We start from the raw sequence: 15,508 nt of genomic DNA on the forward strand, positions 1-15,508 counted from the left end.
AGGCCTGTTCCCCGCGTAACAGCGCCGACGCCTTCGCCTGTCTATTGCTGGTCGTCGAGCCGGACGCAATGTCCGGCAGATCGGGTGCCGCCCTCGGTGCCCGCCGGGACAGGAGAAAGGCACATGAAATCGTCTTTGCAGGCTGCGCTGCTCGCGGCCATGGCCGCTGCCGCGGTGTCAATGGGCGCAGTTGCGGCTCACGCCGGCGACTTTGAGGACCTCATGGCGGCCCAGGAGGTCGCAGCTGTCCTCGATGAATTGACAGGTTCGGACAGCGCCGTTTCCGACGTTGTGACATCGGCTGCATCTGATGCCGCAGCGGATGCCTTGATTGGCGCGATCGAGGATGCGGCCGAAGAGTAACAACGAGCCGGTCGGCGACGAATTTCCTTTGTCCGACACCTCCGCGGCGCCCTTAGAGATTTTCCGGCCGGAAACACCTCCCCCCGTCCTTTCCGGCCGGCTCCCAGCCCTCCAGCCTTTTCCCCGGCTGGAGGGCCCCCCTTTTTTTCCGCGTTGTGCTTCCCTGCCCGATCGCAAATAAGATCGCGGCATGAGCGGATTCAACATCGCAGCAGCCGTGCAAAACGATCTTGCAGACGTGCGCGCGATGTTCGCCGCGTATGCCGTTAGTCTGCCGGTCGATCTTGGCGCGCAGGGCTTCGATGATGAGCTGGCAAACCTGCCGGCCCCTATGGTGCGCCGGGCTGTGCGCTACTGATTGCGCGCTCGGCCACCGGCGAAGCGCTCGGGTGCATCGCCCTGCGACGGATCGATGCCGACGCGTGCGAAGTGAAGCGGCTCTACGTGTTGCCGGCGGCGCGCGGCATGGGGATTGGCAATGCGCTGATCGCGGCGGTCATCGGCGAGGCACAGCGCGCCGGCTACCGACAAATGAAGCTCGACACGTTGCCGAACATGCAGGCAGCCATCGCGATTTACCGCGATCATGGGTTCGTGCCGATCGCCCCATACGGGTCGTATCCTTACCCTGGGCTGATGTGCTTGGGTAAGACGCTGGCACCCACATCCGGATAGCGAACATGGCGAAGTCGACGCGCGCCACGCAAGCTCTCGAGAAGAGCGGGGTGGCGTTTACCGTGCACACCTACGACTACGACCCGGAAGCCCAGCGCACCGGGTTGCAGGCGGCCGAGGCGCTCGGAGAGGCGCCGGGCCGGGTGCTGAAGACGCTGATGGCACTAGTAGACGGCAAGGCGGTCTGCGCCGTCGTGCCCTCCGACCGGGAAGTATCGATGAAGCGGCTTGCGGCCGCCTTCGGCGGAAAGAGCGCCCAGATGATGAAGCCGCCCGATGCGGAGCGCATAACAGGCTATAAGATCGGGGGAATCAGCCCGTTCGGGCAGACGCGCAAGGTCGCGATTGCGATGGACGAAAGCGCTCTGGCGCACGACTATGTGTTTATCAATGGTGGCCAGCGTGGCCTGCAGGTGAAGCTCCGCCCGCAGGATGCGCTCAAGGTCCTCGGAGCCAACGCCGCGGCGCTGGTAGCCTAAACGGGAGAACGCTGAAGTGAAGCGACTGGACGGCATCAAGGCCTGCGTCTTCGACGCTTACGGCACCCTATTCGACTTCGCCTCAGCGGCGGCGCGATGCCAGGATGTGCCGGACCAGAAGCTGTCGGTGCTGACGCCACTTTGGCGCGAGAAGCAGTTGCAATACACTTGGCTGCGCTCGCTGCAGGGAGACTTTGCCGACTTCTGGCAGGTGACCGCCGACGCTCTCGATTTCGCTCTCGACACACTGGATATCTCCTCGCCCGAGCTGCACGCGAAGCTGATGGAGTTGTATCTGACGCCGGCTCCGTTCCCCGAGGTGCCGAGCGTGCTGGCGCAGTTGCGCAAGGCCGGCTTCAAGACGGCGGTTCTCTCCAACGGCTCGACGAAGATGCTGGATTCGGCTGTGCGGGCGGCGGGGCTCACCGACCTGTTCGATGTCGTCATGTCGGTCGATGCGGTGAAGGTGTTCAAGCCGCATCCGCGGGTCTACGAGTATGGCCTGGAGACGCTGGGTCTCAAGGCCAAAGAAGTGTCGTTCCAGTCGTCGAACGCATGGGATGCCTATGGAGCATCCAACTTCGGGTTCCACGTCGCCTGGTGCAATCGCTATGGGCACCGAGCCGAGCGCCTCCCCGGCGCGCCCGATTTCGAGATCCGCACACTGTCGGAGCTACCGGAATTGCTGACGCCGGTGGCGCAGTAGGCAACCTGCTCATTTGGCGCACCCCCTGGACGTTCCGGACTGGCGAGCCCACTTTCCCCGCTTCTGAAGCGTCAAAAAGCGGGTGCGCATGGCACAAACTCTGGAGCTGGGGCTCGATACTTTCGGCGACGTCACGCGCGGCGCCGATGGGCGGGAACTGCCGCATGCTCAGGTGATCCGCAACGTCATTGCGGAGGGCGTGCTGGCGGACCAAGTCGGGCTCGATTTCTTCGGCGTTGGCGAACATCACCGCGCGGACTTCGCGATCTCGGCACCCGATGTGGTGCTGGCGGCGATTGCGGCACGGACGCAGCGCATCCGGCTCGGATCGGCGGTGACGGTGCTGAGCTCGGACGATCCGGTGCGCGTGTTCCAGCGCTTTGCGACCTTGGATGCGGCTTCGAACGGACGTGCGGAGGTGATGCTGGGGCGCGGCTCGTTCACGGAGTCGTTTCCGCTGTTCGGCTACGCGCTCGATCAGTACGACAAGCTGTTCGCGGAAAAACTCGACCTGTTCGTCAAGTTGACGCGCGAAGAGGCGGTAACGTGGCGCGGGGATACGCGCTCGGCGCTCAATGGGCAGCGCGTGTTTCCGCAAACGGAGAGCGGGACGCTGAAGACGTGGATCGGCGTCGGCGGCAGTCCGGAGTCTGTGGTGCGCACGGCGCGATACGGATTGCCGATGATGCTGGCGATCATCGGCGGCGATCCGAAGCGCTTCCAACCTTACGCCGAGCTCTATCGTGCTTCGCTGGGCGAATTCGGGCAACCGGAGTTGCCAATCGGCGTGCATTCGCCGGGCTACGTCGCTTCCAGCGATGAGCAGGCGCGCGAGGAGTTCTGGCCGGACTACAAACGCATGCGCGATCAGATCGGCGCCGAGCGCGGGTGGCCGCCGATGCAGCGGGCCGAGTATGACCACGAGATCGCCCGCGGCTCGCTTTATGTCGGGGCGCCGGAGACGGTAGCGCGGAAAATAGCGGCGACGGTGAAGGCGATCGGCGCGACGCGCTTCGATCTCAAATACAGCGCCGGCATGCTGCCGCACGAAAAGCTGATGAGCTGCATTGGGCTCTACGGCGGCAAGGTGGCGCCGATGGTGCGCGAGCTCGTCGGCTGAACAGGGTGACCGCGTGCGTATTGCCCGCGCGGCGCGGACGATACCGTGAATTGGCCACGCGATGGAGCTCAGCTATGACGCCAGCGCATATCATTGATTCAGGTCAACGACTTCAGCCTTCGCAAATTCGAGCTTGCTCAAGAGCTGCCCCACCAAGAAGGCGTCATGCATAAAATCAAGCGCGCACTGATCCTCATCCTGGCCATTTGTGCCGCCGTCTGGCTGATCGCCGATCCGTGGGCGTTCAAAGAGGCTGCGGGTCTCTTCGAGGTTCGACGGCCAGCAATTCAATTGAGCGGCTTTCTCGCCATCGCCTTGATGAGCGTTGCGATGCTGCTCGCGCTGCGACCACGCTCGGTCGAGCCTCATCTTGGCGGGCTCGACAAGATGTACCGCCTGCACAAGTGGCTGGGTATCTCCGCGCTCGTGGTCGGCATCGTGCACTTTCTTTGGGCCAAGGGTCCGAAGTGGGCGGTCGGCTGGGGCTTATTGGAGCGCCCGATGCGCGGCCCGCGGCCGCCGATCGACAATCCGGTGGAACAGTTTCTCGCGGGCATGCGCGGCGCGGCCGAGGGGCTGGGCGAGTGGGCGTTCTATGCCGCCGTGCTTCTCATCGCGCTCGCGCTGATCAAGCGCTTTCCCTACTGGATATTTTACAAGACGCATCGCCTGCTCGCGGTTGCGTATCTCGTCCTGGTGTTTCACTCGGTGGTGCTGCTGAAGTTCAGCTACTGGGCGTCGCCGATCGGGATCGTGCTCATACCGCTGCTCGCAGGCGGCGTTTACGCAGCCGTCGTGGTGCTGCTACGCCGCGTCGGTAGTGATCGACAGATCGAGGGGAAGATCGCTTCGCTGCAGTACTATCCGGGCGTGCGGGCACTGGAGACTAGAATAGACGTGCCAGATGGTTGGCCCGGCCATAAGCCGGGACAGTTCGCCTTTGCGACGTCGGACCCTTCCGAAGGGCCGCATCCCTATACCATTGCGTCCGAGTGGACCGCGAGCAGCCGCCACATCACCTTCATCACGAAGGAGCTTGGGGATCACACCCGGCGCCTGCGCGACAAGCTACGCGTAGGGCAGAGCGTGAAGCTCGAGGGACCGTACGGGTGCTTCACCTTCGAGGATGATCTCAAGCGCCAAATCTGGATCGGCGGTGGAGTCGGCATCACGCCGTTCATCGCCAAGATGAAGCACAGGGCAGTGAGCGCGGGAACGTCGCCGGCGGGGCCGGAGGTCGATCTTTTCCATGCGTCCGCAGAGTACGATGAAGTGGCATTCGAGAAGCTGAAGGCCGACGCGGCCGCCGCGAATGTACGCCTGCACATCCTTCTCGATGCGCGCGATGGATTGTTGAGCGGAGAGCGGATTCGCGCCGAGGTTCCCCAGTGGCGCGAGGCGAGCATCTGGTTCTGCGGGCCGCCCGGGTTCGGCGAAGCGCTGCGGCAGGATTTCGCGGCTCAAGGTCTCAACGCTGCGACGCAGTTCCATCAAGAGCTGTTCGCGATGCGCTAGCGCTCGAATGCTTCGGCGTAGACTTCGGGCTTAAAGCCGACGAGCAGCTTGCCGCGGCCGAGATCGAGCACCGGGCGCTTGATGAGCGATGGCTGCGCCTGAATCAGCGCGATGGCCTTCTTCTCGGTGAGGCCCTGCTTGTCGTTGTCGGGGAGCTTGCGAAACGTGGTGCCGGCGCGGTTCAGCAGGGTCTCCCAGCCGACCTTCTTGGCCCAGCCTTCGAGGCGATCGCGGTCGATGCCGGCCTTCTTGTAGTCGTGGAAGTCGTAGGCGACGCCGTGCTCGTCGAGCCAGGTGCGCGCCTTCTTCATCGTGTCGCAGTTGGGGATGCCGTAGATGGTGATGGCCATTTTCGGGCTCACTCCCACTCGATGGTGCCGGGGGGCTTGGAGGTGATGTCGTAGACGACGCGGTTGATGCCGCGCACCTCGTTGATGATGCGCGTCGCGGTCGGCCCCAGGAACGAATGCGGGAAGTCGTAATAGTCGGCGGTCATGCCGTCGGTGGACGTCACGGCGCGCAGGGCGCAGACGTAATCGTAGGTGCGTGCGTCGCCCATGACGCCGACGGTGCGCACCGGCAGCAGCACGGCGAAGGCCTGCCAGATCTTGTCGTAAAGGCCGGCCTTACGGATCTCGTCGAGATAGATGGCATCGGCCTGACGCAGAATGTTCAGCTTCTCCTCGGTGATCTCGCCGGGGATGCGGATGGCGAGGCCGGGGCCGGGGAACGGATGGCGGCCGACGAAGCTTTCGGGCAGGCCAAGCTCGCGGCCGAGCGCGCGCACTTCGTCCTTGAAGAGTTCGCGCAGCGGCTCGACGAGCTTCAGATTCATGCGCTCGGGCAGGCCGCCGACGTTGTGGTGCGATTTGATCGTCACCGATGGGCCGCCGGTGAAGGAGACGCTTTCGATCACGTCAGGATAAAGCGTGCCTTGGGCGAGGAAGTCGGCGCCGCCGAGCTTTCTCGCTTCCTCCTCGAACACGTCGATGAAGAGGCCGCCGATGATCTTGCGCTTCTGCTCGGGGTCCGATTTGCCGGCGAGCGCTGAGAGAAAGCGATCCTTGGCGTCAACGTGGACGAGCGGAATGTTGTAGTGCTCACGGAACAGGCTGACGACTTCGGCAGCCTCGTTCTGGCGCATGAGGCCGTGGTCGACGAAAATGCAGGTGAGCTGATCGCCGACCGCCTCGTGGATGAGCACGGAGGCGACGGCGGAATCGACGCCGCCAGAAAGCCCGGAGATCACGCGCGCGCCGCCGACCTGTTTGCGGATCTTGTCGATCTCGGATGAGCGGAAGTGCGCCATGGTCCAGTCGTTCTTGAGACCGGCGATCTTGTGCACGAAGTTGGAGAGCAGCTTTGCACCGTCCGGCGTGTGCACCACCTCGGGGTGAAACATCGTCGTGTAGATCCGGCGGGCTTCGTCGGTCGCTACCGCGAAGGGTGCGTTCTCGCTGGTCGCCTTGACAGTGATGCCCTCGGGCATGCGCGTGACGCGGTCGCCGTGGCTCATCCACACCGGATAACGCTTGCCGACCTCCCAGATGCCTTCGAACAGGGCGGACGGCTCCTTGATCAGCACCTCGGCGCGGCCGAACTCAGCCGGGTGGCCGCCTTCGACGGTGCCGCCGAGCTGAACGGCTGTGGTCTGCTGGCCGTAGCAGATGGAGAGGATCGGCAGGCCGCTGTCGAATACGCCTTGCGGCGCGCGGGGTGAGCCCTCGGCCGTAACCGAGGCCGGACCACCGGAAAGCACAAGGGCCTTCGGCTGCAGGCGCTGCATCGCCGCTTCGGCCTGATGGAACGGCACGATCTCAGAGTAGACGCCCGCTTCGCGCACGCGGCGCGCAATGAGCTGGGTTACCTGGCTGCCAAAATCGATGATGAGGACGGTATCGGTCACAAAAGCCCCGCGGTTGTGGCCCTAGGCGGCCCATAGATCACCCGACCGGTGGAGCGTCAAGGCGCGCTGGCGCCGCGATTTTGCGGCGATTCGGGTGCTGCCTGAAAAAAGTTGTGAGGGCGTGTCGATCTTGGGGGCACCCATTCGACGTTCTGTCAGAGCCAGGAATTCGCCAGGTTCAAAAAATCCGCCAAAAGGGGAAGAAACCAATGAGATTCATAGTGTTCGTCAAGGCGACGAAGGATTCTGAAGCCGGCGTGATGCCCTCGGAGGAGCTTCTCGATGCGATGGGGAAGTTCAACGAAGAGATGGTGAAGGCCGGCGTGATGCTGGACGGGAACGGGCTGCAGCCGAGCGCCAAGGGCGCGCGCGTGCGCTTCTCGGGCGACAAACGCACGGTGATCGATGGGCCGTTCACGGAAACGAAGGAGCTGGTCGCCGGCTACTGGCTCTTGCAGTGCAAGTCGCTGGCCGAGGCGGTCGAGTGGATCAAACGCTGCCCGAACCCGCACATGGTCGACAGTGAAATCGAGATCCGCCCGCTGTTCGAGCTGGAAGACTTCGGTGAGGGCGAGGCAATCGAGCGTCACCGCCGGCTCGACGCGCAGCTCAAGGGCTGAATTGCCCAGGACGAAAAAGACTGGAGCCAATTGTCGATCTGCGTCTGTGCCGATCGATGTGAGGATAGGGCCGGCGGACCCCGGCTCGCTGCAACTGATGGGAGAAGAACGATGCGCTTCATGTCGATCGTGAAGTCCTCGGAAGAACACAGGATGAGCGCGCCGCCGCAGGCGCTGATGAACGCAGTGGGCAAGCTCGGCGATGAGCTGACCCGAGCGGGTGTGATGGTCGGGATGGGAGGCCTGCTGCCGTCGTCGATGGGCGGCTTCCGCGTGCGTCAGCAAGGACGCAAACTGGCAATAACCGACGGACCTTTCACGGAAGCCAAGGAGCTGATCGGTGGCTTTGCCATCTTCGAGGTGGCGAGCCGCGACGAGGCTATGGAACTGGCTATCCGCTTCATGGAGCTGCACCTGGAGCACTGGCCGGACTGGGAGGGCGAAACCGAAGTGCGGCAGATGTTCGAGGGCGATGGCTGCGCCGATGCCGCTGCGGTGCCAGAGGCCAGCCAGCAGGCGCTCCGTCAGCCTCATTCTTGCTAGCGGACGGCGATGATGCTGTGATCGGCAGCCATGACGGTTGCCGATCACAACAGCGCTATTGAAGCGACGTTTCGCATCGAGCAGGCGAAGCTCATCGCTGCCCTGACGCGAATGGTGCGCGACGTCGGCGTTGCCGAGGAGCTGGCGCAAGACGCGCTGCTGGCGGCGCTGGAGCAATGGCCGCGCTCGGGCATTCCCGAAAAGCCCGGCGCGTGGCTGATGGCAGCTGCGAAGAACCGCGCCATCGACCGGTTGCGGCGCGCAAAGCTTATCGACGCCAAGCACGGCGAGCTGCAAGCGGAGATGGGCGCAGAGAGCGACGCGCAGATGCCCGATCTCGATGCCGCGCTCGATGACGACATCGGCGATGATCTTTTGCGGCTGATGTTCATCTCGTGCCATCCGGTGCTCGGCCGGGAGTCGCAGGTGGCGCTGACGTTGCGGCTGATCGGCGGTCTGAAGACGGAGGAGATCGCGCGTGCATTCCTCGTTCCGGAGGCAACGATTGCGCAGCGCATCGTGCGGGCGAAGCGCACGCTCTCCGAAAGCCGTGTGCCGTTCGAAGCGCCGCGGGGCGAGGCGCTGAACGAGCGGCTACAATCGGTGCTGGCCGTCATCTATCTCATCTTCAATGAAGGCTATGCAGCGACGGCGGGCGATGACTGGATGCGTCCGCAGTTGTGCGAAGAGGCGCTGCGCATCGGGCGCATTCTCGCGGAGCTGCCGCACGACGAGCCGGAAGTGCATGGGCTCGTCAGCCTGATGGAGCTGCAGGCGTCGCGTCTTGCAGCAAGGCGCGGACCGGACGGCGAGCCGGTGCTGCTGCTCGCGCAGGATCGTGCTCGCTGGGATCAGTTGCTGATCCGTCGCGGAATGGCCGCGCTAAACCGTGCGCAGTCGCTCGGCGAAGGCTTGGGGCCCTATGGCCTACAGGCCGCGATCGCATCGTGCCACGCAAGAGCGCGCACGGCCGAAGAGACCGACTGGGCCGCCATCGTGGGGCTCTATGGCAGGCTCGGCGAGGTGATGCCGTCGCCTGTGGTCGAGCTCAATCGCGCGGTGGCGCTGTCGATGCATATGGGGCCCGAGGCAGGTCTCAGGATTGTCGATGCGCTGAGTGCGGAGCCCAGCCTCAAGGGCTATCACCTGCTGCCGAGCGTGCGCGGCGATCTGCTGGAGAAGCTCGGGCGCTGCGAAGAAGCGCGGGCAGAGTTCGAACGCGCGGCCGGCATGACGCAGAATGCGCGCGAGCGGTCGCTACTGCTTCGACGCGCCGAGGCATGTGCGGGACGGTCGGTTACCGGCGCTTAACCATAGCTTCTCTCCGGGCACGTTGGCGCACGCGGCGACCGCTCCTGCGGGACGGGTGGCACGGGTCTTGTTTCGTCTTCTTCGAAATGGCGCGGGGCGCTGACAACTGGCCCCCAAAGACACGCATTTGTCCCTCGAAGGAGCATCCCTTGGCCAACGTCGCTGGAGCATTTCTGGACATCATCGCCGAAGACGCCGCCGGGCGGCGCCGGCTGGGGTCAAAGCGGTTTCATGAAACGCCGAAGGCGAAGCTGCTGCGGTGGGTCATGGGCACGGCCTACGCGCTGCATCCAAAGCGCGTTGCAGAAGTGCCGTTTCTGCTTAGTGCCATGGCGGCGGACATCTGGCGCGGGGGCACGCGAGTTCCGGGGGAAGCTACGATCCACGCGCGCCCGGCCAATTTCGCCGGTGTGTGCCGCGATATCACGCCCGAGCGCATCGCGTCGGCCGCGCGCCAGGGCTTCTTTCCGTGGTGCCACATCGGTCCGCTGAAATGGTGGACGCGCCAGGAGCGTATGGTGCTGTTCCTCGACGAGCAGCACATCGCCAAACGCTTGCGCCGCGAGATGCGCAAGACGGATTATCGCGTCACGTTCGATCAGGCGTTCGATCAAGTGATCCAAGCGTGCGCCGAGCCGCGCAAGGGGCGCCCGCTGGGTCTTACCTGGGTGACCCCGAAGATCATGTCGCTCTATTCGGCGCTGCACGACATCGGCGTTGCGCACTCGTTCGAGGTGTGGAGCGCGGAGGGCGAACTGATCGGCGGCGGCTACGGCATCTCGATCGGGCGCGTGTTCTATACGGAATCGCAGTTCAGCCGCCGGTCGAACACGTCGAAGATGGGCTTTGCGTCGCTGAACCATCACCTCGCCAAGTGGGGCTATGTGCTGAACGACGGCAAGGACTTCACGCCGACCATCGATGCCATGGGCTTCCGCTCGATCCCGCGGTGCGAGTTCGAGGCGGTGCTGAAGGAGCACGCGCACGCGGGCGGACGAACCGGCGCGTGGCAGGTCGAGGATGACCTCGCCACGGTGGCAGCGCGCGAATAGCGATTATTGGTGGCGCCGGCTGAGATGTGCCGGCGCTACGCCGTGACGATGCCGGCGTCGATGAGGATGCGGGCGGTGTAGAAGCCGACGTACCACATGATGGTGTAGCCGAGCTGGCCTGACACGAGCGTCGCCACGAGATAGAGCAGCGTCGCCTTCCAGATGGGCATGGCCCAGAAGCGGCGATGGATGGCGACGAAGTAAGCCCATAGCAGCAAGGCCAAGACGACCGAGATACCCGTCATCGGCTGCAACAGCTCGGCCTCGGTGAGGCTGCCAAGCCCGGTCATGCTTACGCCGTTCAACAGCACCTTGGCGACGAACTCGTAGGCGCCGTAGATCGGGGCGATGAAGCCGAGCGCGATGGCGTACAGCTTGAAGTAATCGGCGAGGGTGCGCTTGTTCTTGGCGAAAAGGCGAAACAGCAGATACGCGGTCAAGAAGCTGAGCACGACGCCGAAGTAGATGCCGACTTGCGACAGCGCCTTCATCAGCGTCTGCATACTCTCGCTCACCTCGCCGCCGCCGGTCGGTACGACCATGCGCATGACAACGGGCACGAATAGCAGGCAGTAGACAGCGATGCCGGTGAGCGCGAAGGACAAATAATTGCGATAGCTTCGATCGTCGGCGAGCGCTGTCGTCTGGCGCACGGGCGAGGAGAGGATCTTCAGGTAGACGACGGGAAAGCTGCGGCGCACGGGAGCTGCAGCTGATCCTAGAAAGCCCAAGGAGCTTTGGCGCAAGTCTGCGCCGCAGCTCGCGCAGAAATTTCCTGAGGCGACAGCGCCGCATTCGGCACAAGCGCTGCCAACCGCATCAACCGATGAAGCCGTGCTTCCAGCGTGCATGGTGCCCCCCAAGGTACGCTCACCGACCTTTTAGCAAAGGTGGGGGCGGGAGCACAGATGCACGATCAGGAGTTGAGCCGCCAAATCTCGAAGTTCAGCGCCGCGGCGAAGGAAACCCACAGGAAATAGGGAACGAACAGCAGGGCCGCGGTTCGGCGGACAGGCCATGCGGTGACGATGAAGGCCAAGATCACCAGCCACAGCGCACCAATGTCGATAAGCGCCGGCGTGATTTGCTTCTGGCCGAACATGAGATAGGGCCAGGCACCGTTGAGTACGAGCTGGAGCAGCCAGAGCCAGAAGAGAGGCCCGAGGCCTTGCGCGCGCCAGGCAATCCATCCGGCAAGCGCAATCAACACATAGAGAGTCGCCCAGACCGGCGAGAACACTTCGCCGGGCGGCGTCCACGCGGGCTTTTGCAGCGCCGCGTAGAACGGGCCGGGCAGATAGGTGGTGCCGGAATAAGCTGTGATTGCGACGAGAAGCAGAAAGACTAGGAAACTTGCATATTTCGTCACTGAGCGGCCTCAACCTGGGGTGCAGTACTCTTGCCGACGACATTGAGCCGTTCCACGGCAGCGCCGAGGATCTGGCCCAACAGTTCGGAGTACCGCATACCGGCAAAACCCGCCATTAAGTTGACCTTGCCGTCCCAGCACCAACCAGGATTGGGATTTACTTCGAGCAGCTTGATCTCGCCGCGTGCATCGGCGCGGAAATCGAAGCGCGCGTAGTCGCGGCAGCCGAGGCGCTCGAACAGGCGCGTCGAATGCTCGACGAGCTGCTGCTGCTGAAGCTCGGACAGCTCCGCCTCATGATAGGAAACCTGGGTCCAGTAGGGACTGTCGGGCTCCCACTTCGATTCATAGCCGAGGATCTTCGGCAGAGTCGGGTCGAGCTTGGTGAAGTCGACCTCGAGGATCGGCAGCGCGCGCAGGCCCTGATCGGGGTTGCCGACCAGCGTCACGGAGTATTCGGCGCCCGTGAGGTACTCCTGCACTAGGATGGGTCGCTTGGGGAAAGCGACGCGCAGACGCTCGAGGTAATCGAGCAGCGCCTTCTCGTTGCTGACGACGGCGTCCTTGGTGATGCCCTGCGAGCTGTCGCCGTAGTTCGGCTTCAGAAGCGCGGGGAACACCGACGGCAGATGGGCACCCTGATCGCCGGGGCGCACGTGCGTTTCGAGCGGCACCGGCACGTCCAGCGTCATGGCGACGGCTCGCACGAGACCCTTGTCGTAGCAGGCGGCGAGCGCGGAAGGGCCGGCGCCGGTGTACGGCAGCTCCAGCGATTCCAGCATCGCGGGGACGTGCAGCTCTTTGAACGGGTCGTTGTTGAAGCCCTCGTCGCACAGATTGAACACGAGATCGGTGCGCAGCTCTGACAGGTCACGGTCGAGCGTGGTGTGGTTGTCGAGGTAGCGGAATTTATAGTTCTTGAGTTCCGACAGAGCATCCTTGAGACGGCGAATGGTCTCGTAGTCTTCGGGGTTGAAGGCGCCGCCGCGCTTCACGGTGTCAGGCAGGCGCGGGTCACCCATCAGCACGGTGACGTCGATCTGGTGCACCTTGCCCTTCGGCTTGCGGATCGGCAGCGCGGGAGCGTCGGCCGAAAGCAGCAGGCGTCGCGCCATCATGCCGAGGTCCTGGTCGCGATCCGACAGCGCTTCGGCACTGCCGTGGTGGCGCACGTTGCGGAAGCCGGTCTTTTCCAAGAGCTTGGCGATGCTTTCGCGCGTGTAGAGGCGCTCGGCATAGAACTGGTCGGCAATGACGCCCAACTCGTCGTGGACGATCACCTCGCGCGAGATGAGACGCTCGCGGTCGCCCGAGAGCGAGCGTTCGCGGCAGACGAAGTGGTGCTCATCGATCCACTCCCAGGAGCGGCGCTCGAAATGGTCGGCCATGTAGGCGCCATCCGTGATGTCGAGCACGAGCTGGCCGGAAGGGCGCAGAATCTTGCCGACGGCGGAGAGCACCTTCTCGTCGTCCTGCTTATTGGAGAAGTAGCCGAACGAGTTGCCCATGATGGCGACGCAGTCGAAGCTGGTCTCGGGCAGGCGCGGGTTGCGCGCGTCGCCTTCCTTGAACACGACCTGCAAGCGTTCGTTCTGCGCGCGCTTCTTGGCGAGGCGCACGAGGTAGCGCGAGCGGTCGACGCCGGTCACGTTTCTGAAGCCGCGGCGGGCAAGCTCAAGGCAATGACGGCCCTGGCCGCAGCAAAGATCGAGGATCTGGCTGTGCGGCTGAACGGCGGCTGCAGAGGTGATGAAGTCGACGTCGCGACGGGTGTTCTCGACGTTCTCGACGACGTCGCCGTCGGTCTTCACGTAGAGAGCGTTGAAGAGTTTACGCCACCATTCGGCGGGGAGGTGCGCTTCTAGATCCGCGACGGGACCGAGGCACGAGCGCGGCGTTGGCCGCTTAGGGCGCTTCGCCTTGGCAACGGTTGCCATGATGGACGTGTGTCCTCAAAGGGCCGCGCTCTGGCTGGGGCTTTTCATGCCCGCGTCAGCCGGCGATCGGCCGAACAATTTACAGGCCCCTCTGGCCTCAACACGGCGGGAACTTATTGGCCAATTGCGACTTTGCAAGTGGCTTTGAATAATTTTCCGCGTCCGTAGTAATAGTGCTCGATCACGGTTTGTGTCGGCGCATTAACGCAACAAAAAACCCATCGGTTCCGTGTAGTGCTGGCGTGAGCTGAAGTGTGTCAGTGCGTCCGTCGGCAGAGCGTGGCACCTCGCCACCGACACGGCTTGCCCAGGCATCGGCGTAGGGCTCGACGGTAAAGTCGGGGTGGGCCGCGAGGAAGGCATCTACCTGATCGCGATTCTCTTCGGGCAGTACAGAGCAGGTGACGTAGACGAGCGTGCCGCCCGGCTTGGTCAGGCTGGCGCCGAGTTCCAGGACGGCTTGCTGCTCGGCTTGGCGCTCAGGAATGTTGGCGGCCTTGATGCGCCACTTGGCGTCCGGCTTGCGGCGCCAGGTTCCCGAGCCGGTGCACGGCGCATCGACGAGCACGAGGTCGAAACGGGCGCCCAGCGCTGCAAGCGCTGCTTCGTCGCCAGCTTCCATCACCTGAACATTGCGCACGCCGGCGCGCTTCAGGCGCTCGAAGATGGGGCGGAGCTGCTTCTTGTCGGCGTCATAAGCGTAGATCTGTCCGGTATTCTGCATGCCGGCGGCGAGCGCCAGCGTCTTGCCGCCGGCGCCGGCACAAAGGTCGAGCACCTGCATGCGCGGGCCAGCGCCCGCAAGCAACGCGGCCAGCTGCGAGCCTTCGTCCTGGACCTCGTACCAGCCCTTGCCGTGGGCGGTCTCGGCTTCGAGGTGGGGTGATTTGGCGGCACCTTCGGGAGCGGGCACGCGCACGCCGGCCGGCGCCAGTGCCGTTGCCTCGGCGTTGAAACGGCCGAGCGCCTTCAGGACCTTCTCCTGCGTTGCCTTGAGCGTGTTGACGCGCAGATCGACCGGCGCGCGGGCGGAGAGCGCGGCCCCTTCCTCGGCAGCGCGTTCACCGAACGCGCGCTCGAACGAGGGCAGCAGCCAAGCTGGAATGTCGCCACGGACGTTTGCCGGCGCATCACCGGGAAGATCGCCAGCAAGGCCCTGGCGCTCGGCGTCGGTCAACGGCGCGAGGGCATGCTCGGAGCCGTCGGCGGCGAGCGCCACCTCGTCCAGCGTCAGTCCCAGAGCGCGCGGCGCGGCACCAAGCGCCAATGCGCGCGGGGTGTCTTCGCCCATGCGCGCGCCAATCGAAGCCCGGCGGCGCAGCGCATCGAACACGAGCGTGCCGATGGCAGCACGGTCGCCCGAGCCCGCGAAGCGGTGCGCGCGGCCCCAGTCAGCGAGGGCCATCGCAGCAGGGCGATGGCGATTGAGGATGTCGTCGAGAACCTCGGCCGCAGCCGCGATCCGCGCTCCAGCGCGCATCGGCTAGGCTCCCGTCGCTAGGATACGGACGGCCAGGATCACCCACATGGCGGCGAGCGTGATGACGCCGACGCCGAAGGCGGCGCCGCGCAGACGCACGACATTCGATCCGGTGTGAATGAAGGCGCGCACGAGACGCGAGATCACGAACACCCATGCGAGCACGACGAAGATGATGCTGTTGGTCGAGGTGATGAGGATGAACGCCACCACTGCGTAGAACAACATCGGCAGCTCGAGCTCGTTCTGGTAGCTGTTGGCCACCTGGAGCACGTGCGGCGGCCAGTTCGGCTGGCGTAGCGCCACATCGGAGGGCTTCGCGGCGCCCGACCGAAGCGCCTGCATGCGGAGCCGGGCGGCCCAGAGCAGGACTGCAAACGTCAGCGCGACCTGAATGAAGACCGGCAGCATCAGGCTGGAAACGGGCATACC

18 protein-coding genes are annotated in these 15,508 nt (G+C 64.3%); 11 read left to right on the forward strand and 7 right to left on the reverse strand.

Going from position 1 to position 15,508, the window contains the following annotated elements:
• The first annotated feature begins 123 nt into the window (after nucleotides 1-123).
• The 7 genes from NDB2M4_RS12100 to NDB2M4_RS12125 all read left to right on the forward strand — a co-directional run bounded on the left by NDB2M4_RS12100 (nucleotide 124) and on the right by NDB2M4_RS12125 (nucleotide 4,858).
• Nucleotides 124-363: a hypothetical protein gene (locus NDB2M4_RS12100; protein WP_139247233.1), complete on the forward strand. Its 240-nt coding sequence runs from the start codon at nucleotides 124-126 to the stop codon at nucleotides 361-363.
• Nucleotides 364-553: 190 nt separating this feature from the next.
• A complete protein-coding gene (locus NDB2M4_RS20360; protein ID WP_210186540.1) occupies nucleotides 554-721 on the forward strand; it encodes a hypothetical protein in 168 nt (55 codons plus the stop codon).
• 50 nt (nucleotides 722-771) lie between these two features.
• On the forward strand, nucleotides 772-1,038 hold the full coding sequence (locus NDB2M4_RS12105) for a GNAT family N-acetyltransferase (RefSeq protein WP_348533040.1): 267 nt from the start codon (nucleotides 772-774) through the stop codon (nucleotides 1,036-1,038).
• Nucleotides 1,039-1,043: 5 nt separating this feature from the next.
• On the forward strand, nucleotides 1,044-1,517 hold the full coding sequence (ybaK, locus tag NDB2M4_RS12110; protein WP_072375324.1) for a Cys-tRNA(Pro) deacylase: 474 nt from the start codon (nucleotides 1,044-1,046) through the stop codon (nucleotides 1,515-1,517).
• 16 nt (nucleotides 1,518-1,533) lie between these two features.
• The gene (locus tag NDB2M4_RS12115; protein ID WP_072375327.1) at nucleotides 1,534-2,223 is read left to right on the forward strand and encodes a haloacid dehalogenase type II; all 690 of its coding nucleotides are present in this window, start codon (nucleotides 1,534-1,536) and stop codon (nucleotides 2,221-2,223) included.
• A gap of 88 nt (nucleotides 2,224-2,311) precedes the next feature.
• Complete coding sequence (locus NDB2M4_RS12120) at nucleotides 2,312-3,343, forward strand: LLM class flavin-dependent oxidoreductase (protein ID WP_072375330.1); 1,032 nt, start codon at nucleotides 2,312-2,314, stop codon at nucleotides 3,341-3,343.
• Between the two features lie 165 nt (nucleotides 3,344-3,508).
• Entirely contained in the window at nucleotides 3,509-4,858 is a 1,350-nt protein-coding gene (locus NDB2M4_RS12125) for a ferredoxin reductase family protein (RefSeq protein ID WP_072375545.1), read from the forward strand.
• Here the strand turns inward: NDB2M4_RS12125 and NDB2M4_RS12130 are convergent.
• Together NDB2M4_RS12130 and guaA are read right to left on the reverse strand one after the other, a co-directional pair.
• The gene (locus NDB2M4_RS12130; RefSeq protein WP_072375333.1) at nucleotides 4,855-5,208 is read right to left on the reverse strand and encodes an ArsC family reductase; all 354 of its coding nucleotides are present in this window, start codon (nucleotides 5,206-5,208) and stop codon (nucleotides 4,855-4,857) included. The genes NDB2M4_RS12125 and NDB2M4_RS12130 overlap by 4 nt on opposite strands.
• Nucleotides 5,209-5,216: 8 nt before the next feature.
• Nucleotides 5,217-6,764 carry a glutamine-hydrolyzing GMP synthase gene (gene guaA / locus NDB2M4_RS12135; protein WP_072375336.1) on the reverse strand — a complete coding sequence of 516 codons (1,548 nt, stop codon included), beginning with the start codon at nucleotides 6,762-6,764 and terminating at the stop codon, nucleotides 5,217-5,219.
• A gap of 209 nt (nucleotides 6,765-6,973) precedes the next feature.
• Here guaA and NDB2M4_RS12140 point away from each other — a divergent pair, with 209 nt between their 5' ends.
• The 4 genes from NDB2M4_RS12140 to NDB2M4_RS12155 all read left to right on the forward strand — a co-directional run bounded on the left by NDB2M4_RS12140 (nucleotide 6,974) and on the right by NDB2M4_RS12155 (nucleotide 10,290).
• Nucleotides 6,974-7,384 carry a YciI family protein gene (locus NDB2M4_RS12140; RefSeq protein WP_072375339.1) on the forward strand — a complete coding sequence of 137 codons (411 nt, stop codon included), beginning with the start codon at nucleotides 6,974-6,976 and terminating at the stop codon, nucleotides 7,382-7,384.
• Between the two features lie 111 nt (nucleotides 7,385-7,495).
• Entirely contained in the window at nucleotides 7,496-7,927 is a 432-nt protein-coding gene (locus tag NDB2M4_RS12145; protein ID WP_072375342.1) for a YciI family protein, read from the forward strand.
• A gap of 30 nt (nucleotides 7,928-7,957) precedes the next feature.
• Complete coding sequence (locus tag NDB2M4_RS12150; RefSeq protein ID WP_072375345.1) at nucleotides 7,958-9,238, forward strand: RNA polymerase sigma factor; 1,281 nt, start codon at nucleotides 7,958-7,960, stop codon at nucleotides 9,236-9,238.
• A 149-nt stretch (nucleotides 9,239-9,387) separates the two neighbouring features.
• Nucleotides 9,388-10,290 (forward strand): leucyl/phenylalanyl-tRNA--protein transferase, encoded by a 903-nt coding sequence (locus tag NDB2M4_RS12155; protein ID WP_171988089.1) that lies wholly within the window; start codon nucleotides 9,388-9,390, stop codon nucleotides 10,288-10,290.
• A gap of 35 nt (nucleotides 10,291-10,325) precedes the next feature.
• On the opposite strand, the gene NDB2M4_RS12160 is transcribed toward NDB2M4_RS12155, so the two are convergent.
• The 5 genes from NDB2M4_RS12160 to NDB2M4_RS12180 form a co-directional block, all read right to left on the reverse strand.
• Nucleotides 10,326-10,991, reverse strand: coding sequence for a hypothetical protein (locus NDB2M4_RS12160; protein ID WP_072375351.1), 666 nt, complete (start codon nucleotides 10,989-10,991; stop codon nucleotides 10,326-10,328).
• Nucleotides 10,992-11,206: 215 nt separating this feature from the next.
• Nucleotides 11,207-11,659 carry a TspO/MBR family protein gene (locus tag NDB2M4_RS12165; protein WP_072375354.1) on the reverse strand — a complete coding sequence of 151 codons (453 nt, stop codon included), beginning with the start codon at nucleotides 11,657-11,659 and terminating at the stop codon, nucleotides 11,207-11,209.
• Entirely contained in the window at nucleotides 11,656-13,596 is a 1,941-nt protein-coding gene (locus NDB2M4_RS12170) for a methyltransferase domain-containing protein (RefSeq protein ID WP_072375357.1), read from the reverse strand. Before NDB2M4_RS12170 ends, NDB2M4_RS12165 begins: the two co-directional genes overlap by 4 nt.
• Before the next feature lie 181 nt (nucleotides 13,597-13,777).
• Complete coding sequence (locus NDB2M4_RS12175; RefSeq protein WP_072375360.1) at nucleotides 13,778-15,076, reverse strand: RsmB/NOP family class I SAM-dependent RNA methyltransferase; 1,299 nt, start codon at nucleotides 15,074-15,076, stop codon at nucleotides 13,778-13,780.
• 3 nt (nucleotides 15,077-15,079) lie between these two features.
• Entirely contained in the window at nucleotides 15,080-15,505 is a 426-nt protein-coding gene (locus tag NDB2M4_RS12180) for an MAPEG family protein (protein WP_072375363.1), read from the reverse strand.
• Nucleotides 15,506-15,508 lie beyond the last annotated feature (3 nt).

The sequence above is a fragment of the Hyphomicrobium sp. NDB2Meth4 genome, assembly GCF_900117445.1.
Lineage (GTDB): Bacteria > Pseudomonadota > Alphaproteobacteria > Rhizobiales > Hyphomicrobiaceae > Hyphomicrobium_A.

Coding starts and splice junctions, on each gene's coding strand:
- NDB2M4_RS12100 (WP_139247233.1), top strand. CDS start 124: ATGAAATCGTCTTTGCAGGCTGCGCTGCTCGCGGCCATGGCCGCTGCC.
- NDB2M4_RS20360 (WP_210186540.1), top strand. CDS start 554: ATGAGCGGATTCAACATCGCAGCAGCCGTGCAAAACGATCTTGCAGAC.
- ybaK (WP_072375324.1), top strand. CDS start 1,044: ATGGCGAAGTCGACGCGCGCCACGCAAGCTCTCGAGAAGAGCGGGGTG.
- NDB2M4_RS12120 (WP_072375330.1), top strand. CDS start 2,312: ATGGCACAAACTCTGGAGCTGGGGCTCGATACTTTCGGCGACGTCACG.
- NDB2M4_RS12125 (WP_072375545.1), top strand. CDS start 3,509: ATGCATAAAATCAAGCGCGCACTGATCCTCATCCTGGCCATTTGTGCC.
- NDB2M4_RS12130 (WP_072375333.1), bottom strand. CDS start 5,208: ATGGCCATCACCATCTACGGCATCCCCAACTGCGACACGATGAAGAAG.
- NDB2M4_RS12140 (WP_072375339.1), top strand. CDS start 6,974: ATGAGATTCATAGTGTTCGTCAAGGCGACGAAGGATTCTGAAGCCGGC.
- NDB2M4_RS12145 (WP_072375342.1), top strand. CDS start 7,496: ATGCGCTTCATGTCGATCGTGAAGTCCTCGGAAGAACACAGGATGAGC.
- NDB2M4_RS12150 (WP_072375345.1), top strand. CDS start 7,958: ATGACGGTTGCCGATCACAACAGCGCTATTGAAGCGACGTTTCGCATC.
- NDB2M4_RS12170 (WP_072375357.1), bottom strand. CDS start 13,596: ATGGCAACCGTTGCCAAGGCGAAGCGCCCTAAGCGGCCAACGCCGCGC.
- NDB2M4_RS12175 (WP_072375360.1), bottom strand. CDS start 15,076: ATGCGCGCTGGAGCGCGGATCGCGGCTGCGGCCGAGGTTCTCGACGAC.
- NDB2M4_RS12180 (WP_072375363.1), bottom strand. CDS start 15,505: ATGCCCGTTTCCAGCCTGATGCTGCCGGTCTTCATTCAGGTCGCGCTG.